At 55.6% G+C, this 22,408-nt stretch carries 20 protein-coding genes; 7 read left to right on the top strand and 13 right to left on the bottom strand.

Translation table 11 applies throughout. From position 1 onward, the window contains the following. Positions 1-50: 50 nt before the first annotated feature. From TH2_RS08620 to TH2_RS08605, 4 genes are read left to right on the top strand one after another with little or no spacing between them, the layout of a single operon-like run. Positions 51-1,457 carry an arylsulfotransferase family protein gene (locus TH2_RS08620; RefSeq protein WP_008890032.1) on the top strand — a complete coding sequence of 469 codons (1,407 nt, stop codon included), beginning with the start codon at positions 51-53 and terminating at the stop codon, positions 1,455-1,457. Positions 1,458-1,465: 8 nt separating this feature from the next. Beyond that, positions 1,466-1,759: a hypothetical protein gene (locus TH2_RS08615; protein WP_040823280.1), complete on the top strand. Its 294-nt coding sequence runs from the start codon at positions 1,466-1,468 to the stop codon at positions 1,757-1,759. A 37-nt stretch (positions 1,760-1,796) separates the two neighbouring features. Continuing rightward, positions 1,797-2,537, top strand: a complete 741-nt coding sequence (locus tag TH2_RS08610; protein WP_008890030.1) for a hypothetical protein — start codon at positions 1,797-1,799, stop codon at positions 2,535-2,537. Next, positions 2,534-3,661: a sulfotransferase family protein gene (locus TH2_RS08605; protein WP_008890029.1), complete on the top strand. Its 1,128-nt coding sequence runs from the start codon at positions 2,534-2,536 to the stop codon at positions 3,659-3,661. The genes TH2_RS08610 and TH2_RS08605 overlap by 4 nt, the downstream gene beginning before the upstream one ends. 122 nt (positions 3,662-3,783) lie before the next feature. Here TH2_RS08605 and TH2_RS08600 read toward each other — a convergent pair whose 3' ends face one another. From TH2_RS08600 to TH2_RS08550, 11 genes are all read right to left on the bottom strand, one after another. After that, the gene (locus TH2_RS08600) at positions 3,784-3,969 is read right to left on the bottom strand and encodes a hypothetical protein (RefSeq protein WP_008890028.1); all 186 of its coding nucleotides are present in this window, start codon (positions 3,967-3,969) and stop codon (positions 3,784-3,786) included. Beyond that, complete coding sequence (locus TH2_RS08595; protein WP_008890027.1) at positions 3,969-5,321, bottom strand: amidase; 1,353 nt, start codon at positions 5,319-5,321, stop codon at positions 3,969-3,971. Before TH2_RS08595 ends, TH2_RS08600 begins: the two co-directional genes overlap by 1 nt. Before the next feature lie 12 nt (positions 5,322-5,333). Continuing rightward, positions 5,334-6,755 carry a TRAP transporter large permease gene (locus TH2_RS08590; protein ID WP_008890026.1) on the bottom strand — a complete coding sequence of 474 codons (1,422 nt, stop codon included), beginning with the start codon at positions 6,753-6,755 and terminating at the stop codon, positions 5,334-5,336. Positions 6,756-6,826: 71 nt separating this feature from the next. Further along, positions 6,827-7,399: a TRAP transporter small permease subunit gene (locus TH2_RS08585; RefSeq protein WP_008890025.1), complete on the bottom strand. Its 573-nt coding sequence runs from the start codon at positions 7,397-7,399 to the stop codon at positions 6,827-6,829. Positions 7,400-7,496: 97 nt separating this feature from the next. Next, a complete protein-coding gene (locus TH2_RS08580) occupies positions 7,497-8,654 on the bottom strand; it encodes a TRAP transporter substrate-binding protein (protein WP_040823277.1) in 1,158 nt (385 codons plus the stop codon). 206 nt (positions 8,655-8,860) lie between these two features. After that, complete coding sequence (locus tag TH2_RS08575) at positions 8,861-9,826, bottom strand: 2-hydroxyacid dehydrogenase (RefSeq protein WP_008890023.1); 966 nt, start codon at positions 9,824-9,826, stop codon at positions 8,861-8,863. 415 nt (positions 9,827-10,241) lie between these two features. Then, complete coding sequence (locus TH2_RS08570; RefSeq protein WP_008890022.1) at positions 10,242-11,405, bottom strand: Gfo/Idh/MocA family protein; 1,164 nt, start codon at positions 11,403-11,405, stop codon at positions 10,242-10,244. Positions 11,406-11,450: 45 nt separating this feature from the next. After that, entirely contained in the window at positions 11,451-12,506 is a 1,056-nt protein-coding gene (locus TH2_RS08565) for a sugar phosphate isomerase/epimerase family protein (RefSeq protein ID WP_008890021.1), read from the bottom strand. Positions 12,507-12,618: 112 nt separating this feature from the next. Further along, complete coding sequence (locus TH2_RS08560) at positions 12,619-13,575, bottom strand: ABC transporter substrate-binding protein (RefSeq protein ID WP_040823275.1); 957 nt, start codon at positions 13,573-13,575, stop codon at positions 12,619-12,621. A 64-nt stretch (positions 13,576-13,639) separates the two neighbouring features. Further along, the gene (locus TH2_RS08555) at positions 13,640-14,653 is read right to left on the bottom strand and encodes an ABC transporter permease (protein ID WP_008890019.1); all 1,014 of its coding nucleotides are present in this window, start codon (positions 14,651-14,653) and stop codon (positions 13,640-13,642) included. Further along, positions 14,646-16,199 carry a sugar ABC transporter ATP-binding protein gene (locus tag TH2_RS08550; protein WP_008890018.1) on the bottom strand — a complete coding sequence of 518 codons (1,554 nt, stop codon included), beginning with the start codon at positions 16,197-16,199 and terminating at the stop codon, positions 14,646-14,648. Before TH2_RS08550 ends, TH2_RS08555 begins: the two co-directional genes overlap by 8 nt. 439 nt (positions 16,200-16,638) lie before the next feature. Here TH2_RS08550 and TH2_RS08545 point away from each other — a divergent pair, with 439 nt between their 5' ends. Beyond that, a complete protein-coding gene (locus TH2_RS08545) occupies positions 16,639-17,673 on the top strand; it encodes a LacI family DNA-binding transcriptional regulator (RefSeq protein ID WP_008890017.1) in 1,035 nt (344 codons plus the stop codon). A 26-nt stretch (positions 17,674-17,699) separates the two neighbouring features. On the opposite strand, the gene TH2_RS08540 is transcribed toward TH2_RS08545, so the two are convergent. Beyond that, a complete protein-coding gene (locus TH2_RS08540; RefSeq protein ID WP_008890016.1) occupies positions 17,700-18,188 on the bottom strand; it encodes a VOC family protein in 489 nt (162 codons plus the stop codon). A 444-nt stretch (positions 18,189-18,632) separates the two neighbouring features. Between TH2_RS08540 and nspC the strand changes: the two genes are divergently transcribed. Both nspC and TH2_RS08530 read left to right on the top strand, forming a co-directional pair. Next, positions 18,633-19,730 carry a carboxynorspermidine decarboxylase gene (gene nspC / locus TH2_RS08535; RefSeq protein WP_008890015.1) on the top strand — a complete coding sequence of 366 codons (1,098 nt, stop codon included), beginning with the start codon at positions 18,633-18,635 and terminating at the stop codon, positions 19,728-19,730. Between the two features lie 79 nt (positions 19,731-19,809). Beyond that, positions 19,810-21,051: a saccharopine dehydrogenase family protein gene (locus TH2_RS08530; protein ID WP_008890014.1), complete on the top strand. Its 1,242-nt coding sequence runs from the start codon at positions 19,810-19,812 to the stop codon at positions 21,049-21,051. 126 nt (positions 21,052-21,177) lie between these two features. Here TH2_RS08530 and TH2_RS08525 read toward each other — a convergent pair whose 3' ends face one another. Then, positions 21,178-22,341 (bottom strand): MFS transporter, encoded by a 1,164-nt coding sequence (locus TH2_RS08525; protein ID WP_008890013.1) that lies wholly within the window; start codon positions 22,339-22,341, stop codon positions 21,178-21,180. Between the last annotated feature and the right edge of the window lie 67 nt (positions 22,342-22,408).

The raw sequence follows: 22,408 nt of genomic DNA, 5'->3' as shown, positions 1-22,408 counted from the left end.
TTGCCCGCACGTCTGCGTAACCTTTCTGTCAAAATACACGGAGGTTATGCGTGCCTGATACTCGTCAATACGAAGAGTCCAACACCACCAATACCGGTGATCGCCTGTTTCTCACAGCCTCTGTGATCGGAATTGCCGCGATCAGCTTTGGGCTTGGCGCGTTTGTGGTACTGGCGGAAGTCCCGCCGTACCAGTCTCTGAAAAATGCCTGGCGTGCCGGAACAGCACTTTGGGAACAACGGACCAAATATACCGATGTCGAACGGCTTGATTTCTGGTCACCGGCCCGCACCGATGAAGTCGGTGTCACCATCCACGACCAGGACAAGGCACAGGCTGGCCTGACACTGTATTCATCGGGCGATGGGCCGCATGCGGTTCTGATCGATATGGATGGCAACATCGTCCATGAATGGCGGATGCCGTTCAGTGCCATTCACGATGAAACATCCCCGATCCCCAATCCGCAAAAAGATGAATTCATGCATTGGCATACGGCCAAGATGGCACCGGATGGCAATCTGATTGTCCAGTATACCGCAGCTGGCGATACGCCTTATGGCTATGGCATGGCCAAGATTGATCGCAATTCAAAACCGATCTGGAAATATCTTGGCACCGCCCATCATGATTTTTCCATCGCCGATGATGGTCGTGTTTATGCGCTGACACAGGAATTCCGGTTCAACACCTATCCCAATCGCAAACAACTCAGGCCGCCGCGCCTTGATGATTTTGCCGTGATCCTGTCGCCCGATGGCAAGGAGATCAAACGCGTCTCGATCCTTGATGCGCTGATCAAGTCCAACTACGCCAACATGGTTGATTTTGCCCCCTATTTCGCCAATGAAGACATCCTTCACACCAACACGATCCAGTTGATCGACGATAAAACAGCCGCCAACTTTGCCTATGGCAAGGCGGGTGATGTTGTTCTGTCCTTCCGCGATCTTGGCATCATTGCCGTTCTGGATATGGATGCGGAAAAGATCACCTGGGCCACCCGTGGGCCGTGGCTCGGCCAACATGACCCGGATGTTCTGCCCAATGGCGACATCCTTTTGTTCGATAACCAGGGACAGTTTGCCGATCCCGATGCCGGGTTCTCGCGCATTTTGCAAATCGATCCGCAAACAAATGCCATTACCTGGCAATACAAGGGCAACGCCGATCAGAAGTTTGACAGCAACATTCGCGCTGATCAGCAACGTCTGCCCAATGGCAATACATTGATTACGGAATCAAGTGGCGGCCGCCTGCTGGAAGTCACCGACAGCGGCGAAATCGTTTGGGAATTCCACAACCCGATCCGCCGCGATGATCCCGACAATCCCGGCAAGAAACTCGTCCCCGTCGTTTCACAGGCCGAACGCATCAGCGATGCGCGTGCCGACCTGTTTCGCACTACCGCCCCCGCCTCGAATACAGGCACCTCCAACGCAGGAGAAGCACAATGAAACCGCAAATGAACAGCTCGATAATTCCGGCATTTAAAGCCAAACAATCCAAGACATTTCTGACCATTGGCACTGTAACGCTTGCAGGCGCGATGATGCTGATTGCCTTTCCCGCCCAGGCCTATGTCGGGCCGGGTGCCGGTCTTAGCCTGTTATCCGCCTTGTGGGCAGTTTTGGCGGCAATCGTCGTTGCAGTCGGTTTTGTCTTGATGTGGCCGCTTCGCAAAATGATGCGCAAACGCAAGGCAAACCGCGCGGCAAAGCCTGCGACCGCCAACGCATCAGAACATCAAAATTCCTGATTGGGCAGGCAGATGAACTCATACCGGACTATTTGCCATGGGATTGTTTGACTGGCCCGCCCCGGCATTTGCCGCCCTTGATGACCTGATGGCCACGGCCATTGGTCCATTTGGCCGGGTGCTGATCTGGGGGTTGATCTGTGCTGGCGTTTCCATGGTTTTATATCGCCTGATCTCGCCGCAAACCCGCATCAAGCAGGTAAAGGCCGAAGTCAAGGCAGCCCAGCGCGCCATGTCCGATGACGATGGCGAGGATTTCGGGCAGGGCATGCAACTTGCCAAGGCGCAGCTTGCCAAATCCTTCAAACTGGTCGGCTTTGTCATCGGCCCGGCGGTTGTGGCATCCCTTCCCGCCCTTGCCCTGATTGTTTGGCTGGACGGGCAATACGGATATAGCTGCCCGCCGCCCGGCGAACCGGTTCAGATCGATGTAGAACCCAAGGACACCGAGATCGAACAGATCGGCGGCAATCCTGATGCGGTCACCGGTGCCTGCCCGATTGTCCAGATCCCCGGACATATCGAAGGACACAGCCATATTGTCGAGGCAGCAGCCCCCATTCCGGTCATGCATCATAAAGTCTGGTGGAACAGCCTGATCGGCAATCCGGCGGGTTATTTGCCCGATGACACCCCGGTCACACAGCTTCGCTTTGCCCTGCAAAGTCAGGAAATCCTCTCTGCCGGTCCGGACTGGGCCCGCGGGTGGGAACTGACATTCTTCGTAAGCCTGTTGCTGGGGTCACTTGCCATCAAGAAAGGGTTTCGGATCGAATGACCAATGCGACCGCGAAACAGGCATCAAACAGCAATGCGTTTCATGTCTCTGGCTGGGATCACTGGCTAAGCGGGCTGGTATCACGCCACCCGCAACACTGGATCCGGCTGGGAAATTTCGAAACCAAACTGGCCGCCGACGCCATTGAAGATATCCGGATCGAAAAGCCGATTTTTGTTGCCGGCCTTGCCCGATCGGGCAGCACCATTTTGCTCGAAACACTGGCCGGTCACGCGGATGCGGCAACCCATCGCTATCGCGATTATCCGCCTGTTTTCACGCCCTGGCTTTGGAACCGCTTTGTCGATCTGGCCCCTGGCAAGAAAAACGTCGCGGTCGAACGCACCCATGCAGACGGCATCAATGTCACCCCCGAAAGCCCCGAAGCCTTCGAGGAAATGATCTGGATGGCCTTCTTTAACAATCTGCATGAAATCGGCAAAAGCAACGTTCTTGATGGCCATATCAGCAACCCGGCCTTTGAACAGTTTTATCGCGATCACATTCGCAAACTGATCCATGTTCGCGGTGGCCAACGTTATGTGTCCAAGGCCAATTATCTGGTCACGCGGATGGAATATCTGCTGTCGATTTTTCCTGATGCCCGGTTTGTCTTACCGGTGCGCGATCCGGTCTGGCACATCGCATCCCTGATCAAGCAGCATAAGCTGTTCTGCGCAGGCGAAGCCGACAACCCGCGCGCCATCGCCCATATGCAACGCGTCGGCCATTACGAATTCGGGCTGGACCGCCGCCCGATCAATACCGGTGATTTGCACGAAACCTTCGCAATCATGAAGCTCTGGACCAATGGCGATGAAATCGAAGGCTGGGCGCGCTACTGGTCCAACCTGCATCATTATCTGGCCGACCGGATGATCGTGAACAAGGATCTGGCAAACGCGACACTGGTCGTGCGCTATGAAGACCTGGTCGCCGATCCTGCCCATCAACTCGCATCCCTGTTTGACCATGTCGAACTGGATGATGCGGGGCCCCTCATTGATCGTGTCGCGCCGACCATTCATGGCCCGGACTATTACCGGCCGAAATTCGATAATGCTGAAATTGCCCTGATCCGCGATATCACAAAGATCGCCGCCAAACGCTTTGGCTATGAATAGGCATCTGTCTGATCCCGCGTGATCGGCCCCACGCGAACGTCACCAAATAAAAAAGCGGGACAGGATCATCATCATCCTGTCCCGCAAGTTTGCTTGCATCTTCTGGGGTTCTCCCCGTCAGATCAGTGTTTGTCTTCCTTGTTGCCCATGGCGACATGCCACATATCCCACCCGGCAAGTCCCACCGTCAGCGCTACGATCAACGCAAGGTCAAAGCGGGTGACATAGCCGACAAGAATGCCGACAAATCCGACAAGTACAGCAAAGGACAGAAGTGCCATGGCACGGTTCAAAAGACTGTTTTCCATTATGCGTTCTCCTGACTGCTGAGATGTGATTTCAACCAGTTGGCGGTCCGCATCAAACGCGCATCATCGCCAATGCGACCAACAAGCTGCACGCCCATCGGCATCCCGCTTTGTGACCACAAAAGCGGGATGGTCACGGCGGGCGTTCCGCAGAACGTCCACAACCCGTTAAAGATCGGGTTGCCGGTGGTCTGATGGTTGGCCGGTGCCGGGCCCGTGGCCGCAGGCGTGATGATCGCATCACAGCGATTGAACACTTCGTCTAGCCCGGCATTCAGGACCTTGCGCCAGTCAAGGGCCGCCAGATAATCCCGTGCCTTGACGTCATTGCCCTTGTCGATGGCCTCAAGGATTTCGGGTGACAGGTGATCACGGCCACGCTTTTCGTAACCGTAATAATCCTTGGCCATTTCGGCAAAGTTGATCCGGGCCCGCAGGGCATTGGCATCTTCAAACGCCTTGGGCAACGGGGCCTCGAAACATTGATCGCCCAGCATCTCGGTAATTTCCCGAAACGCCATGATGGTTTCCTTGTCCGCGACCTCGTCAAATTGCGGCGGCCGAACAAAGGCAAACATCGGTGTCACCAAGGGATCGCTTTTGGCGACATCGACCAACCTTGGCGTCGGGCTTGGTTCTGTTGCCGGATCCCCTGCGTCATATCCAAACAGGCTTTCGGCCACCATCGCCGCCCCGGTGATCGAATTGGCGAAAACACCAATTGTATCAAGGCTCGGACTTTGGCTAAGAACGCCGGTCCGGGCAATCGCGCCAAAGGTCGGCTTGAACCCGACAACACCGCAAAACGATGCCGGTCGAATAACCGATCCGCCGGTTTGCGTCCCCACGGCAAGCGGCACCATGGCGGCTGCCACTGCTGCTGCCGACCCGGCCGATGATCCACCGGGTGTATGATCCGGGTTATGGGGATTGCGCGTTTTAGACGGATGCATAAAGGCAAGCTCGGTCGAAACCGTCTTGCCCATAATGATCGCGCCGGCCGCCTTAAGACGCGATACCAGAACCGCGTCTTCTTCCGGCACGCGCCCCTTATCAAGGACGGTGCCGTTTTCAGTCGGGATCTTGGCGGTATCGATGACATCTTTCAGGCCGACAGGAAGCCCGTGCAACGGACCAATCGGCGCACCTGATTGACGCCTGGCATCAAGGGCACGGGCCTGGGCAATCGCGTGATCGCTGTCAAGCCACGCCCATGCCTGAACCTTTGGTTCGATCTCGGCAATACGCGCCAGACAGGCTTCGACATATTCGACCGCGCGCACCGCCCCGCTGGCAAGGCGGTCGCGCAGTTCGACAACTTCAAGTGTCAGTAGCGGGTTGATATTACTCATCTCATCCCTCCCTTAACGTGCGCCATAGAACAGATCGGGCAGATGGAACACGATTTGCGGGAAGGCGTACATCAGAACCATGCTGACGATCACCATGAACAGGAACGGCATGATCCCCTTGAAGATATCGGTCAACAATATCCCGCTGGGTGCCACCCCCTTAAGGTAATAGGCCGACATCGCCATGGGCGGGGTCAGGAACGAGGTCTGAAGGTTCAGCGCCACCAGAATACCAAAGAACAGCGGATCAATATCAAACAGCGGCAGAAGCGGCAGGAAGATCGGAACGAAGATAATGATGATCTCCGACCATTCCAGCGGCCAGCCCAGCAGGAAGATGATCAACTGTGCCAGCAAAAGGAACTGAAGCGGTGTCAGGTCCAGACCACCGACAAACTCGGCAATCACATGTTCACCACCAAGGTAGGAGAACACCGACGAGAACGTATAAGACCCGACAAACAGCCAGCACACCATCGCCGATGTCCGCACCGTCAGATAAACTGATTCGCGCAGGCGATCAAAGGTCAGGGCCCGATAAGCCGCCGCCAAAAGCATCCCGCCAAGCGCACCGATGGACGCCGCCTCGGTCGGGGTTGCCAGACCAAACAGGATCGATCCCAGAACCGCCAAAATCAGGAAGGCCAGCGGGAAGAACGAGGTCGCCAGCATCCAAAGGACTTTCGGCAACGGCACTTCCGGAATTTCATCGCTGGTTGGACGGGGGGCTGCCTTTGGCTGCAACATTGCACGCCCCATGACGTACAAAAGATACAAACCAACAAGGGTCAGACCCGGCAACAGCGCACCGGCATAAAGCCGCACGATCGACACACCCGACGCCGCGGCATACACAATCAGCATGATCGACGGCGGGATCAGAATGCCCAACGTCCCGCCAGCGCAAATGATGCCCGACGCAAAGCTTTTGTCATAGCGCGCCTTAAGCATCGCAGGCAGCGCCAGCATCCCCATAAGTGTCACCACCGCGCCGACAATGCCGGTTGCGGTTGCAAACAGCGCACAGGTAATCAGCGCCGCAACGCCAAGCGATCCGGGAATGTTACGCGCCGCAATATTAAGGGTGGAGAACAGCCGGTTCACGATATTGGCGCGTTCAACGATATAGCCCATGAACAGGAACAACGGCACGGCGGTCAGAACTTCGTTCGACATCACCGTGTATGTCTGGTTGATGAACAAATCGAATATTCGGTTGTTAAACGCCCCTTCGAACCACGTTATCACCGAGGTCAGGGTTTCGCTGTCCTCAGCCAGCCGGTTAAAGGCCCGCCACATGCGGCCTGCATCGAAATAAGCGTAATATCCAAACCCGATGCCAAGCGCCATCAGGGTAAAGGCAACCGGGAAACCGAGGAATACCAGTATAATAAAGATGCCCAGCATCATCAGGGCGACATGTGCGTCAATCACGTTGGCTGCTCCGTTCGGGGGCGTGTATCGCGTATGGCCGAGGGGTCTGGTTGATCTTGATCGTCATGGGATCAGTCTTCCTTGGCCACTTTTTGCTTCATCAGCAATTCTTCGGTTTCCTGAACATCATCATCGGCATTGCGCCAGTACCCTTCACGGATACACAAAATGCAGCGCATCACCTGTGCGATGCCCTGGATGAACAGAAGAATGCCGGCTGCGACAATCACTGCCTTGAATTGAAAGATCGGAACACCCGCCGGGCTGTTCACGCTTACTTCCCCATAGCCCCATGAACGGGCGGCATATTTCCAGCCCGACAGGATCAGGGCGGTCACACCCGGGAAGAAGAAGAAGATATAAAGAACCAGATCAACCTTGGCCTGGGTTGTGGGTTTCCACAGACGATAAAGGAAATCGCCGCGGACATGCCCGCCACGAGACAGGGTATAGGCCCCACCCATCATGAACAGTGTGCCATACATGATAAATGACACATCAAGCGACCATGTGGTTGGCGCATTAAATAGGTATCGCGATGCCACCTCATAGCTCATGCCAAGCGTCATGAGGATAATCAACCAGCCAAAGGCCTTGCCAAACCAGGCCGAAAGCTTGTCCGCGAATTCAATAAATCCAATCATGAAATCCTGTCCGTTCGCGTATTGACTGCTCCGCCAGCCAAAAGATCAGGCCAACGGAGCAGTCAGGATCATCAAAACACTGAAATCCGAAACAGGATCAGAGTTTCAGTTTGCCCGGGAAGTAGTGTTCATAAGCGAGCTGATAATCAGGCGAGTTCATCAGTTCATAGAAGGTCACACGTTCGACCCAGGCACGCTGGCTGTCGAGAACCCGTTTCATGAACGGATCTTCTTCAAGTGTCGGGATCAGTTTGTCCCAGGCTTCAAGCTGTGCGGCCAGGATCTCTTTCGAGGTCCGGTGAACTTCTACGCCCTCATCCTGCAATTTCTGCAGATCCGAGGAATAGTTGTCCATCGCAAGCGCCGTGTTCGAAGTCGACGCCGCCTCGACAGAGTGACGCAGGATCGCCTGCAGATCCGGCTCAAGGTCTTCCATCAGGGATTTGTTGAACAGGAACTCAAAGCTTTCCGATGCCTGATGGTACGAAGACAGATAGTAGTTCTTCGCAACATCCTGTGCGCCAAAGCGCATGTCAGACGACGGGTTGTTGAATTCGAACGCGTCAATCACGCCACGTTCCATCGCCGGCACAATCTCGCCACCCGGAAGCTGTGCGACCGACATGCCCATCGACTGCAGAAGGTCTGCTGCCAGACCAACGGTGCGGTATTTGAAGCCTTCGATATCGGCAACGGTGTTGACCTGCTCCTTGAACCAGCCGAACGGCTGTGCTGGCATCGGGAAGCCAAGAAGACCAACAACATCCAGCCCCATCACATCCTGGGTCAGTTCGCGATAGAACTCTTCACCACCGCCAGCATAGAACCAGCTCAGCATGGTGGTTGCGGAACCACCAAACACCGGACCGGTACCAAACAGCGATGCCGCCTTGTTTTTACCGTACCAGTAAACCGGCACGGAATGGGCGATATCAATCACGCCGTCATTGACGCCATCAAGAACCTGGAAGGCAGCAACAACAGCACCCGCCGGCAGAAGGTCGATTTTCAGACGACCACCGGACATGGCTTCAACACGGTCAACATACTGCTGGGCAAAGGTCATCCAGATGTCGGATGACGGCCAGGAAGTCTGCATCTTCAGAACCATTGGTGCCGGCTGCGCGTGGACAGCCGGTGCCGCAAACATCCCGGTTGCCGCAGCACCACCCGCCACAACCCCGGTCGCCCCTTTGGTCAGGAACGAACGACGGGATACTTCCTTGGACTTCACGTCTTCAGATTTGGTTTTCATTTCCATTTTTCCTCCCAGATATACCGTTGTTTGCCGTCCACCATTGGCGGGAAACAATCGGTAACTGTCAGCCTTCAAAAGCCCCTGATCTTGATATCCAAGACCATTTTTGATGCGCTTGGTCCGTTCCGGGACCGCAAAAACGGCGCGCATTTTGTTATTGTTAAAGACTTCAACAAACTGGACGCAGGCAGTCTTCCCGACTTCTACGCCACCCGGTCGCCGGGTTCTTTCCCCTGAAAATAGGCATCAAGGTTATCAAGTGCGCGAAACCCCATGGCATCACGCGTTTCTTCGGTAGCAGACCCTATATGTGGTAACAGAAAGACGTTATTCAACGCGCTAATCCGTTGATTTCCACCGGGTTCGTTGCAAAACACATCAAGGCCCGCTGCAAACAGCTTTCCGCTTTGAAGGGCGGCCACAAGCGCATCCTCATCCACCAGGTTGCCACGCGCTGTATTCACAAGGATCGCGCGGTCAGGCAGCATCGCAATTGTCTTGCTGTTGATGATGCCTTTTGTTTCTGGCGTTGACGGGCAATGCAGTGACAGTACGTCGGAATGGGCAAACAGGTCTTCGACCGTCTCGTGGAAAATCGCGCCCTTGGCCATATGATCGGGCAGTGGCTTGCGGTTGTGGTAATGGACTTCCATGCCAAATCCGCGTGCCCGTTCAGCCGCGACCTGACCAACCCGGCCCATGCCCAGAACACCAAACCGCTTGCCGGTGACCTGACGCCCGACCATAAAGGCCGGCGACCAGAAATCCCACTTCCCGGCCCGCACCATCGCATCGCCCTCGGCCCCGCGACGCGCCGCACCCAGCATGCACAGCATGGCAATCTCGGCCGTGGCATCCGACAGCACATCGGGCGTGTTGGTCACGACAATCCCTGCATCCTTGGCTGCAGCCAGATCAACGTGATCCACCCCGACCGAATGATTGGCAATGATCTTGAGGCTCTTGGGCAGTTCGGCAATGACATCAGCCGAAAAATGCTCGGAATGGCACGGCAGGACAGCATCGACCTGCTGGCACTTTTCAATAAGCTCCTCACGCGTGAACACGCGATCTTCGGCATTGGTCAGAACCTGATAGTCCCGCGCGGCGCGTGCCTGAACGGCATCACGCAATCGTCGCGTTATCAGAAGCTTTGGCTTCTCGGGCATGCGGACGCTCCCGGTGATTTCCCTGAAAGTAGTCTTATTTTTTATGATCCTAGGAAACACCTTTACGGAAAATCCAGCAATAGGGGATCAACCAAGAGGCAAGTCTTTTTCACTTCGTGGAAAACCACAAGGCGCGCGAAAGCCATAATATTCACGCCATTGGATATTCAAGCCGTTGATTTCAAATCCTAAAATTCAGAACAGCCCGTTATTTTGGAGTTCGTCCAGAAACAAACAATGTAAAGCAGTTCACACCTCCCGTTTCACCGGTCGCTAAATCTCCACCAGAACAAAAAAGAGCCGCAACCAATAAGGCTGCGGCTCAATGCCGACAGAGCGCCGGACGGGAAGAACACGTTTCAATGGTGAATTCGCGCACACGGAAATCCCCAGATTTCCCGATTGCGCGAAATGATCACATTTTGACCCAAACGGCCCCGTCCCGACCAGAACGCACGACGGCTTCGACAAATTTCATGCCCTCAAGACCTTCCTTGACGCCGGGCACCAACATGGCGGCGGCATCGGCCTTGCCATTGGTCAGATGCGCAACCAACTGATCGGCAAAATCGGTATAAAGGTTTGCAAAGCCTTCAAGATACCCTTCCGGATGCCCGGGCGGCACGCGCACACCATGAAGACCTTCGGCCCCGATGCCTGCCCCGCCGCGGGTCAGCAATTCCGGACGCCCGTCAAGCGGACGGAAATGCATGTGGTTTGGATGTTCCTGCGCCCATTCAAGGCCGCCCTTGTCGCCATAGATCCTCAGGCGAAGGCCGTTTTCATGGCCAATCGCCACCTGGCTTGCCCACAGCATGCCGCGCGCACCATTTTCATAGCGCATCAGGATCTGCACATTGTCATCAAGCTTGCGGCCCTCAACGATGGCATCAACATCGGCACAAAGTTCACTCGGCGTCATGCCAGACACAAAGTTCGCAAGGTTATGGGCATGCGTTCCGATATCGCCAAGCGCACCGCCCATCCCGGCCTTGGCCGGGTCGGCACGCCAGTTGGCCTGCTTGTTATCGGTATCCTCGACCTTGGTTGCCATCCAGCCTTGCGGATATTCGACCTGCACCAGCCGGATATTGCCAAGCTTGCCATCGGCCACCATCTGGCGCGCCTCGCGCACCATCGGATAGGCAGTGTAGTTGTGGGTCAAGGCAAACAGCAGTCCGGTTTCCTTGACCTTGGCCGCGATCTTTTCGGCCTCATCGACGGTCATGCAAAGCGGCTTGTCGCAAATCACGTGAATACCGGCATCCAGCATCGCCATTGCGGCCGGGAAATGCAGGTGGTTGGGTGTGACAATCGCACAGACATCAATGCCGTCTTCACGCGCAGCTTCCTGTTTGGCCATGTCTTCAAAACTGGCATAGCTGCGATCACTATCGATAAACAGCTCTGCTGCCGAGGCCGCTGCGACATCGGGCTTGGATGAAAGCGCACCTGCCACCAGTTCATAGCGATCATCCAGTCGCGCCGCGATGCGATGAACGGCCCCGATGAAGGCCCCCTGCCCACCGCCAACCATGCCCAGGCGCAAACGACGGCCAAGCGATGTTTGTTTGCTCATATCTGCCTCCAAAGTCGAAATGGACGAGTATTGCCCGTAATGCTGCTAGTCGATGCCAAGGATGCGGCGATTGGCCGCCTCGTCCGTGCCGCCATCGGCAAAGTCATCAAAGGCTTTCTCTGTCACACGAATGATGTGATTTTTAATGAATTCGGCCCCTTCGCGGGCACCGTCTTCGGGATGTTTGAGCGCGCATTCCCATTCGAGCACAGCCCAGCCATCAAAATCAATCGCCGCAAGCTTCGAGAAGATGGCGCCAAAATCAACCTGCCCGTCGCCAAGCGACCTGAACCGGCCCGCACGATCAACCCAGCCCTGATACCCGGAATAGACACCCTGTCGGCCGGTTGGATTGAACTCGGCATCCTTGACGTGGAACATCCGGATGCGATCAGCGTAAATATCGATGAAATCAAGGTAATCAAGCTGCTGAAGCACGAAGTGGCTCGGATCATACAGGATGTTGGCACGCGGATGATTTTTCACCCGTTCCAGAAACATCTCGAACGTCGCCCCGTCAAACAGGTCTTCGCCCGGATGGATTTCATAGCAAACATCAACACCCGCCTCGTCGGCGGCATTCAGGATCGGTGTCCAGCGCCTGGCAAGTTCGTCAAACGCGGTTTCGATCAATCCGGCCGGGCGTTGCGGCCAAGGATAAACAAACGGCCAGGCCAGTGCGCCGGAAAATGTTGCATGGGCGTTGATTCCCATATGTTGCGAAGCCTTGATCGCGGCCTTGACCTGTTTGACCGCCCATTCCTGGCGCGCCTTTGGATTGCCGCGCACTTCAGGCACGGCAAAACCGTCAAACATCTCGTCATAGGCGGGATGGACCGCCACAAGCTGGCCCTGAAGATGGGTTGAAAGTTCGGTCACCTGCACGCCGTGCCCGGCAAGTTTACCGATCACTTCATCACAGTAATCCTTGCTTTCGGCGGCCTTTTCGACATCAAACAGGCGCTTGTCCCAGCTTGGAATCTGAACACCTTTATAGCCGAGTGACGCCGCCCAGCGACCAATCGCGTCAAGACTGTCGAACGGGGCTTCGTCGCCGGCAAATTGCGCCAGAAAGATCGCCGGTCCCTTAAGCGTTTTCATCTCAGACCTCTTTAACTGCGTTCTGGTGGAAATCAGTGGAATTCAGTAGAAATCAGGCTGCGTCGGGCGGCGAGCGCCCGACGCAAGAGTGCTTGTCCCAACCAAAGCTCTATTAGAACGGGCTGTCCGGGAAATAGAAGTTCTCGGCATTTTCCTGGGTAACAACGGTCGCACCCAGGATATAGCGACCTTCAACCGGCGCATTCGACGTGAACTTCATAACCGTCACATCCATCGCAGTTGCGATCATTGCCGGCGGATACAGAACATCAATCGGGGTCAGTTCATCGCCATCCATCACGCGTTTGATGATGTCTTTCATGCCAGCACCGCCAACGATGAACATCTCATCGGTACGATCGGCCTGTTTGACGGCCTCGATCACGCCAAGCGCGATGTCGTCATCCTGTGCCCAGACCGCGTTGATTTCCGGGAAGCGTGACAGGAAGTCCTGCATCACTTCATAGCCGTCATCACGGTTCCAGTTGGCATGTTTCATATCAAGGATTTCGATGTTCGAGCCGTCAAGCGCTTCGACAAACGCGTCCACACGCTCGGTATCGATCGTGGTCGGAATGCCGCGCAGAACAACGATCTTGCCTTCGTCATTGAGGCGCTCACGGATGTATTCGCCCGAAACACGGCCAAGTTCCGGGTTGTTGCCCGCAACATAGACGTCTTCAATCCCCGGAAGCGAAAGACCACGGTCAACCACGGTAACAAACTTGCCCGCCTGTTTGACCTGCTGGACCGGAACGGTCAGCGGATCAGACTCAAACGGCAAGACAACCAACGCGTCGATATTCTGAACCGACACCAGATCTTCAAGATCGTTTGCCTGTTCGGTTGCACCATTCGCGCTGACCACAATGACATCGATATTGGGATAGGTTGCCTCAATACGCTTTTCGGCCTGTTCGGCATGCCAGTTCAGGCCACCTGCCCAACCATGGGTCGCTGCCGGGATCGAAACCCCGATCTTGATCTTTTCCTGTGCGATTGCACCGGTCGATGCCAAACCAAGGCCCAGAACACAGGCGGCCCCCAGATATTTTGTAAACGTTTTCATCAACGTTTCCTCCTGATCAAAAAAATGATGCGTTTTCACATTCTTCCCGGACGTTGATCGCCGGTTATTTGCTCTTTTTGCGTCGCCAGTCCCCGCGCTGCAGGAATACCGCAACGATGATGATCAGACCCTGAACTGCTCCGTTCAGATAGTTGCTGATCGCATCCGTCAAATTCAGAATATTGCCAATCGTGGTCAGCATGATCGCGCCGATCACCGTGCCCCAGATCCGGCCATAGCCACCCTTAAGCATCGTGCCACCAATGATCACGGCAGCAATCGCTTCAAGTTCCCAAAGCACCCCGGTCGAGCTTGAGGCCGACCCAAGACGCGGCACATAAATGATGGTCGCAACCGATACGCACAGCCCCTGAATGACATAGGTCAGGGTCTTCACACGGTCGACATGGATTGCCGAATACCGCGCGACCTGCTCGTTTGAGCCAATCGCAAAGCATTTCCGCCCGAACGGCGTCATGTTAAGTAATACATAGCCCGCAACCGCCACGGCAAAGAACACAAGTACCGGCACAGGAATGCCCAGAATGTCGCCGTAATAGACCGGGCGATAAACACCGCGCACATCGAAATCAAGCGACAGGGTCCCGCCATCAGCCATATAGGTCACAAGCGACCGGTAAATCCCCATGGTGCCAAGTGTGACGATAAACGCTTCGATCTTGCCCTTGGTACTGACCAGGCCATTAACGGCACCCGCCGCAATCCCCAGCAAGACTGACAACACCACACCGATCAAAACCGTCTCGATCCCGGCCCCCAGCGTTGCGACAAGCGTATTCATCACAACAATCATGGCACCCGAAATAAACGCCGCCATGGAGCCCACCGAAAGATCAATGCCGCCCGCGGTGATCACAAAGGTAGCACCCACCGCGATGATGCCGATAAAGGCCGCACGGGTGAAAATATTCGAAAGGTTGCCGCCGCTCAGGAACGCGTCATTAATACCCGTGCCCAGAACAAACAGGCCAACGAGGGCCAAAAACGGACCCAAGGCTTTGAAATCGATATTGAAACCACTCGAAGTCGAAGCTTCAGAGCGCTCAAGGCTACTCATAAACAGACACTCCCTGCTTGCCTGAAATTCCTGTCGCGTGCCGCATGATTTCATGCTCGTTGCGGTCGTTGCCTTCGAGAATGCCGGTGATACGCCCCGCCGCCATGACCGCGATGCGATCAGACAGGCCAAGCATTTCTGGCATCTCGGACGACAGGAGAATGACGGATTTACCGCGTTTGGTAAGATCGCCGATGAAATGATAAATCTGGCTTTTGGTGCCGATATCGATGCCGCGCGTCGGCTCGTCGATGATCACGACTTCCGGGTCGGTTTCCATGACCTTGGCCAGCAAAAGCTTCTGCTGATTGCCGCCGGAAAAATCACCGACCTTGGCTTTCGGATCGGCCGCGCGAATGTCAAAGGCCTCGATCGCATTTGCCAGTGCGGCTTCTTCGGCCTTGCGATTAAGGATCACGGTCCCGAATTTTTCAAGTGCCAGCAATGTCAGGTTGGGCCGCATATCCATATTCAGCAACAACCCGCTGCCCTTGCGATCCTTGGTCAGATAGGCAATGCCGCATTTCTTGGCATCTTGCAGGCTGTGGATCGAAACCGGCTCGCCATTGCGTTCGATCTCGCCAGATGATCTGTCGCGCAGGCCAATGATGGCTTCCATCAAGGCTGTCCGCCCGGCCCCGACAATCCCGGCAAAGCCCAGAACCTCACCCCGACGAAGGTCAAAGCTGGCGTCACGCACTTGGCCGTCAACGGATACATTGCGAACAGACATGGCCACATCATGGGCCTCAACCGGCGCGCGGTCGGGGAACATCTGTTTGATGTCCCGCCCGACCATCAGGCGCGCCATGTCGTCTTTTTCAACATCAGTCACCGGCTCGGTCGTGATCAGGCGCCCGTCGCGCAAAACCGTTACCCGGTCGGCAATCGCCTTGATCTCGTCGAGCTTGTGGGAAATGTAAAGGATCGCGACACCCTGTTCGCGCAGGCGCCGGATCTGATCAAACAGGATATCAACCTCGCGCCCGGTCAAGACCGCGGTCGGCTCATCGAGGATCAGAATATCGGCATTTTTGGAAAGCGCCTTGGCAATTTCGACCATCTGACGGTCCGAAACCGCAAGATCCTTGATGCGTGTGCGCGGATCGACATCGCATTGCAATTGATCGAGAAGCTTTTTGGCTTCCGCGCGCATCACCGCCTTATCAAGGAACCAGCCCCGTTTGATCTCGCGGCCAAGGAAGATGTTCTCTTCGACGGTCAGTTGCTCGGCCAGGTTCAGTTCCTGATGGATCAGGATGACGCCATGATTTTCGGCAACTTCACTGTCTTCAAAGGTGACGTCGGCCTGATCAAGGCTAAGCGCACCACTGGTCGGCTGATGATAGCCAGACAGGATTTTCACTAACGTCGATTTGCCCGCACCATTTTCGCCCAAAAGCGCGTGCACTTCCCCCGCATGCAGATCGATGGAAACATCGAAAAGCACCTGTGCCGGGCCAAATGACTTGCAAATCTCCCGACCGGACAACCGCACGCGCGCCTGCTGATCGGGATTAACGGCGTGAACAGCCGCATCCGTCATGAATATATCCTCCCTAGCGTCGCATTTCTTGCGATCAACTGCTTGTTAGGGTCAGGACCCACTAATTTGATTTGGATGGCAGACGTTATATCTGTGAAATCCAAGGAACAGCCCGACGGTCGGGTCGCCATCCCGACCAAGGGATATGACGCAGGAGTTCGCAGATATAACGTCTGTCCTTCGGATTGACCGGATTTGCACGGCCTACTTTGTCGAAAAACCTTGAAAGATATATATCTTCCAGCGGTTTTGCTCCGCGTATCCGCACAAATCCGGTCAACCATCTAAACCAAATTAGTGGGCCCTGACCCTCGCCTTATGTAAACGTTTTCATTTTCGATGTAAACCTTTACATTTTGCTCGGAGTGATCAAAATCACCTGCCGATCCGGGCGTCGAATGCCGCTGGACAGCCTGCAACCGGCGGAGTAGGAAGAAGAATGACTGAAAAAATCGCGACGATTGAAGATGTTGCCCGCCAGGCAGGGGTGTCTATTGCCACTGTCAGCCGGGCCTTGCACAAACCCAATGTGGTTTCCGAAACCACACGCGAAAGAGTGCAAACTGCCATCGCCGCGACCGGTTACACCGCCAATGTCATGGCCCGGAACCTGCGTCTGAACCGTTCGGGGATGATTCTTTTGCTGGTGCCCGATATCGGAAACCCTTTCTTTTCGGCGATTCTGTCCGGCATTGAAAAGGGTGCCAGCCAGGCGGGCTATAACGTCCTGATTGGCGATACGCAAAACGATCCCGAACGCGAAGCAACCTATGCCGCCTATCTGCGCAGCAATCAGGCCGATGCGATGATCCTGCTCAATGGCAGGCTCCCGGCACCGCTTGCCAAGGCCCCGGCAAACGCCACACCACCGGTGGTGATTGCCTGCGAACGCATTCCGGGATGTGCCTTGCCAACCGTCATCATTGATAATGACGAGGCATCCTTTGTTGCGACCAACCATCTGATTGATCTTGGCCATACCCGCATCGCCCATGTCAGTGGCCCGACGGGCAACATCCTGACCACGGACCGCGTGACCGGATATCGCCGCGCCCTGAAATCAGCCGGCATCACCCACGAGCCAAACCTGATTTATCGCGGCGATTTTTCCATCGATTCCGGTATTGCCGCCGGGCGCGCGCTTCTGGCTGATCCAAAGACCCGACCAACGGCTGTGTGTTGCGCCAGTGATGGCATGGCGATCGGGGTGATTGTGGCTGCCAAGGAATATGGGCTTCGCATCCCGCATGATCTATCGGTTGTCGGCTTTGACGATATTCCGCATGCCGCGGCCTATGACCCGCCGATCACCACCGTGCGCCAACCCCGCCGCCGTCTGGGCGAACAGGCGATTGCCTTGCTTCTCGATCGGCTGGGATCAAAAACGCCGCCGTCGCACGGCGAAACCGGACCGGTAATCATCCCGACCGAACTGATCGTCCGGCAAAGTACCGGTCCCTGCCCGTCATCGTAAACAGCCGAAATGACGTCACGACCGGTTCAGGCACTGGCAATCTTTTGCCACTCGCCCATGACGGAACGCGCGTTCCCTTCATGATCCTCGCCGGATTTGGCAATTTCAGAGGCAAAGATTTCAAACCGGATACCATTGGGATCGCGCATAAATAACCGGCGCGACTTGCCGTCATCCTCGCTGTGATAGACCACCTTGTGCTGGAACAGATGGTTTTGCCAGGCAATCACATCGCGCGGGGCGGCACAGCGCAACCCGATATGAAACACATCATCGGGCATGTTTGGATCATCCGGATAAGGCCCGGTATCGGCCGGCCAATCAAAGAACGACAGGCGCGTACCATCGGGCAGCGCATAGGTAATCAGCAAATAATCGGATTTCCACGACGGGCTATAGCCACTTTCCGCGTGGACCAGTGTTGCGCCCACCACTTTGGAATAAAAATGGTCGGTCGCCTCAAGATCGCGGGTCGGAAATGCAAGATGGTCGACACTTACAGGTGCAGGTGACATGGGGCCTCCTCCGTCTGAATGTATCCGTGTTACGGGCGCGACAACATGATGGTAATCATGAATGCGCCCCATGATCAACAGATGGGGCAATGGCCCTTCGAAATCAATGCGATTGCCCCTTGATCAAACCGTCATGAAACCACAACATGCACAGAGGCGCGAAATCGCCTAATAAAGGCGACATTGCAGTATTGACCGCCCCTGCCCCCGCTGCTATTGGGACGCAGCAAAACGCATTTGGCAAACCCGAAGGATGGAGGCATCTGATGAATGAATACAGTTTATCTGTCTCCGTCTATTGGATGACGCACCGTCAGGCTGACCACTAGAAAAGCCGGTTGCCCCACCAATTTGGTGATTTTGCCCAAACCCGGAACCTGACAGCGTGATCGCGCGTTCCGAGTTCACCCGCATTCCCCGTGACATAGTTGTAGAGAGCCGTCCATGCCCGCAACGCCCTATTATCTGATCGACAAGTCCAAGCTTAAAAGCAACATGGAAAAGATCGCCTATGTGCGCGAACATTCCGGTGCCAAGGCGTTGCTTGCGCTGAAATGCTTTGCGACCTGGTCGGTGTTTGACTTCATGTCAGAATATATGGACGGCACCACGTCTTCGTCGCTCTATGAGGTCAAGCTTGGCCGCCAGAAGTTCGGTAAGGAAACTCACGCCTATAGTGTGGCCTATTCCGATGATGAAATCGGCGAAGTGATTGAGAATGCCGACAAGATCATCTTCAATTCCATCAGCCAGCTGACCCGCTTTGCCGATCAGGCATCGGGCATCGTGCGTGGTCTGCGCCTTAACCCGCAGGTCTCGACCTCAAGCTTCGATCTGGCCGATCCGGCCCGCCCGTTCTCGCGCCTGGGCGAATGGGACGTCGCCAAGGTCGAAGCCGTGATGGACCGCATTTCCGGCTTCATGATCCACAATAACTGCGAAAATGCCGACTTTGATCTGTTTGATCAGATGCTGGGCAATATCGAGGAAAAGTTTGGCTCGCTTCTCGCGCGCGTTGAATGGGTAAGCCTCGGCGGCGGCATCCATTTCACCGGCGAAGATTACCCGCTCGATAAATTCTGTGCGCGGCTCAAGGCATTCTCCGAGAAATTCGGCGTGCAGGTCTATCTTGAACCCGGCGAAGCATCGATCACCAAAAGCACCACCCTTGAGGTCACCGTGCTGGATACCCTGTTTAACGGCAAAAACCTTGCCATCGTCGATAGCTCGATCGAAGCCCACATGCTCGATCTTCTGATCTATCGCGAAAATGCCAAGGTCCTGCCGAACACGGGCGATCACCCCTACATGATTTGCGGCAAGTCCTGCCTTGCCGGCGACGTATTTGGCGAATTTGATTTCGAAAACGAGATCAAGGTCGGCGACCGTATCTCCATTCAGGATGCAGCCGGCTACACCATGGTGAAAAAGAACTGGTTTAACGGGGTCGGCATGCCGTCCATCGTGATCCGGGAACTCGACGGAACAGAGCGCGTTGTGCGTGAGTTCAGTTTTGACGACTACGTTTCGAGCCTTTCGTAAATACACGAAAGCGCAGTTTTCATAGCGAACCGGGGAAGTGTTTCCCCACCTCTCAAAACAGGGGAGTTTTTGGCCCGACATGAAAAAGAATGTTCTGATTATCGGCGCAGGTGGCGTCGCCCAGGTCGTTGCACATAAATGCGCACAGCATAATGACGTGCTTGGCGATATTCATATCGCATCGCGCACGGCATCAAAGTGCCAGTCCATCATCGACAGCATCCATGAAAAGAAAAACCTTAAAGAGCAAGGCGTTCTTGAAGGTCACGCCCTGGATGCCACCGATGTCGATGCAACTGCGGCCCTGATCGAAAAAACCGGCTGCCAGATCGTCATTAATGTCGGCTCTGCCTTTATCAACATGCCGGTCATGTCGGCCTGCATTAAAACCGGTGTCGCCTATCTCGATACCGCCATCCATGAAGAGCAGGACAAAATCTGCGAAACCCCGCCATGGTATGCCAACTATGAATGGAAACGCCGTGCCGAGTGTGAGGCCGCTGGCGTTACCGCGATCCTCGGTGTCGGCTTCGATCCGGGCGTGGTGAATGCCTATGCCAAACTGGCTGTCGAAGATTACTTCGATAAAATTGACTCGATCGACATCATCGACATCAACGCCGGCAGCCACGGCAAATACTTTGCCACCAACTTCGATCCGGAAATCAACTTCCGCGAATTCACCGGCACAGTCTATTCCTGGCAGGACAGCAAATGGCAGTCGAACAAGATGTTCGAAGTCAAAAAGATCTGGGACATGCCGGTGGTCGGCGAAAGCCAGACCTTCATGACCGGCCATGACGAAGTCCATTCCCTGTCCCAGAACCTTGACGTGCCAAACGTCCGCTTCTGGATGGGCTTTGGCGATCACTACGTCAATGTTTTCACGGTCCTGAACAATATCGGCCTGCTGTCTGAAAAGCCGGTCACCACAGCCGAGGGCCTCGAAGTCGTACCGCTCAAGGTCGTCAAGGCCTGCCTGCCCGACCCAAGCTCGCTTGCCCCGGACTATACCGGCAAGACCTGCATCGGTGATCTGGTCAAGGGCACCAAGGACGGCAAGGAAACCGAAGTCCTGATCTATAACGTGGCCGACCACAAGGACGCCTACAACGAAGTCGGAAGCCAGGGCATTTCCTATACCGCCGGTGTGCCGCCTGTCGCGGCCGCGATGCTGATCGCAACCGGCGAGTGGGACGTGAAAAAGATGGCAAACGTCGAAGAACTGCCATCCAAACCGTTCCTGAATTTGCTCAACGGCATGGGTCTCCCGACCCGCATCAAGGACGCCAACGGCGACCGCGCGCTCGACTTCTCCTAAGCGCACCTGACAAAATACAAACAAAATGGCGGGCACACATTGCCCGCCATTTTTGTTTTTGATTAGACCGTCATTCCCGCGCAGGCGGGAATCTCCGGCCACTCGAACCGCTATGGATTCCAGATCTCAGGCGCGTCGCCAACTGACGATCACACCACACATCACCAGAACGGCCCCAAACCCGGCCACGGCTGCAAAGCCGAACCCGGCATAAATCGGTCCCATGATCATCGGCCCGGCAAACACCGCCGAATAGGTCACCGCACTATTCAGCCCCATCACCGCCCCGCGCGCATCAGACGCCTGACGGTTCAGCGACACCACCATCGCATTCAGACCAAGCTGATTAAGCATCCCCCAAATAGCGGTTCCGGCCATGGCGCTGATCTGGCTTTGCAGGGTCAATCCCCAGCTGGCGTAACTTGTCGCAATCGCGATCAACACCAGACACAAATACCCGCGGGTAATTTTGGGCGATATCACACCCAACACAAATCCCATGACGCCAAACCCCACGCCATAGGCCATCACGAACATACCGCTGCCCTGTGCTGACAGGTCAAAGGCCGTGCGCACACCCACCCCAAAAAATGCAAAACAGCCGTAAAACGCGGTCATATAAACCAGCATCACCGCCAGCAATTGCCAAACCCCCGGCAGCCGAAATGCGCGCAAGGGCGATGTCCGCGTGCTCATCCCGCCGCGCACATCCGACAGCAACATCACCAGAATACCGGCCACCAGGACCGACAACCCGGCCATCAGGAAATAAACCATCCGCCAGCCAAATTGCTCGGTAATGAACGCTGCGGCGGGGACCGCCACCACCAACGATAACGCCCACCCGGTCAGAACCACACCAAGCCGCGCGGCCTCGCGCCCCTTGGGGGCTGTGGCGGTGACCGTGGCATAGGATCCCGGCAACAACACACCAACCGCCACCCCGGCCAGCGCCTGCGACAGACACAGCCAAATCCAATGCTGACTGAGCCCGCTTGAAATCTGCGCCACCGCCAAAAGAAGTGCCGCACCGCCCAAAACACGCCCGACCGACATCCGGTCAATCATCCCCGCCAGGGTCAGCGCCGATAGGGCCGTCGCCGCCCCGAACGCCGAAATCGCCCAGGCCACATGATAGGTCTGCGTCGAAAGCCCGCCCGCGACTTCTGAGAGGATCGGGCTTAAAACAAACGAATTCGACCCGACAAGCAACACCGCGCCAAGCAAGGCAAGAACCTTTACTTGCGCAATGGCATTCGGATTAATCTCGGCATTTTGGTCTGTCATCATGCCATGTGATAGGGTTTTCCCTGTTTTAGGCAAGGAAATTCAATACTTAGCAGAAAAAAACGAGCCC

Source organism: Thalassospira profundimaris WP0211 (assembly GCF_000300275.1).
GTDB classification, from domain to species: Bacteria; Pseudomonadota; Alphaproteobacteria; order Rhodospirillales; family Thalassospiraceae; genus Thalassospira; species Thalassospira profundimaris.
Note: the sequence above shows the minus strand (reverse complement) of the source record. Positions and strands in the feature narration are given on the sequence as shown.

What these genes read in the sequence shown, in the direction of transcription:
- TH2_RS08615 (WP_040823280.1), top strand. Translation starts at nt 1,466, where the DNA reads ATGAACAGCTCGATAATTCCGGCATTTAAAGCCAAACAATCCAAGACA.
- TH2_RS08610 (WP_008890030.1), top strand. Translation starts at nt 1,797, where the DNA reads ATGGGATTGTTTGACTGGCCCGCCCCGGCATTTGCCGCCCTTGATGAC.
- TH2_RS08605 (WP_008890029.1), top strand. Translation starts at nt 2,534, where the DNA reads ATGACCAATGCGACCGCGAAACAGGCATCAAACAGCAATGCGTTTCAT.
- TH2_RS08600 (WP_008890028.1), bottom strand. Translation starts at nt 3,969, where the DNA reads ATGGAAAACAGTCTTTTGAACCGTGCCATGGCACTTCTGTCCTTTGCT.
- TH2_RS08595 (WP_008890027.1), bottom strand. Translation starts at nt 5,321, where the DNA reads ATGAGTAATATCAACCCGCTACTGACACTTGAAGTTGTCGAACTGCGC.
- TH2_RS08585 (WP_008890025.1), bottom strand. Translation starts at nt 7,399, where the DNA reads ATGATTGGATTTATTGAATTCGCGGACAAGCTTTCGGCCTGGTTTGGC.
- TH2_RS08580 (WP_040823277.1), bottom strand. Translation starts at nt 8,654, where the DNA reads ATGAAAACCAAATCTGAAGACGTGAAGTCCAAGGAAGTATCCCGTCGT.
- TH2_RS08575 (WP_008890023.1), bottom strand. Translation starts at nt 9,826, where the DNA reads ATGCCCGAGAAGCCAAAGCTTCTGATAACGCGACGATTGCGTGATGCC.
- TH2_RS08570 (WP_008890022.1), bottom strand. Translation starts at nt 11,405, where the DNA reads ATGAGCAAACAAACATCGCTTGGCCGTCGTTTGCGCCTGGGCATGGTT.
- TH2_RS08565 (WP_008890021.1), bottom strand. Translation starts at nt 12,506, where the DNA reads ATGAAAACGCTTAAGGGACCGGCGATCTTTCTGGCGCAATTTGCCGGC.
- TH2_RS08560 (WP_040823275.1), bottom strand. Translation starts at nt 13,575, where the DNA reads ATGAAAACGTTTACAAAATATCTGGGGGCCGCCTGTGTTCTGGGCCTT.
- TH2_RS08555 (WP_008890019.1), bottom strand. Translation starts at nt 14,653, where the DNA reads ATGAGTAGCCTTGAGCGCTCTGAAGCTTCGACTTCGAGTGGTTTCAAT.
- TH2_RS08550 (WP_008890018.1), bottom strand. Translation starts at nt 16,199, where the DNA reads ATGACGGATGCGGCTGTTCACGCCGTTAATCCCGATCAGCAGGCGCGC.
- TH2_RS08545 (WP_008890017.1), top strand. Translation starts at nt 16,639, where the DNA reads ATGACTGAAAAAATCGCGACGATTGAAGATGTTGCCCGCCAGGCAGGG.
- TH2_RS08540 (WP_008890016.1), bottom strand. Translation starts at nt 18,188, where the DNA reads ATGTCACCTGCACCTGTAAGTGTCGACCATCTTGCATTTCCGACCCGC.
- nspC (WP_008890015.1), top strand. Translation starts at nt 18,633, where the DNA reads ATGCCCGCAACGCCCTATTATCTGATCGACAAGTCCAAGCTTAAAAGC.
- TH2_RS08530 (WP_008890014.1), top strand. Translation starts at nt 19,810, where the DNA reads ATGAAAAAGAATGTTCTGATTATCGGCGCAGGTGGCGTCGCCCAGGTC.
- TH2_RS08525 (WP_008890013.1), bottom strand. Translation starts at nt 22,341, where the DNA reads ATGATGACAGACCAAAATGCCGAGATTAATCCGAATGCCATTGCGCAA.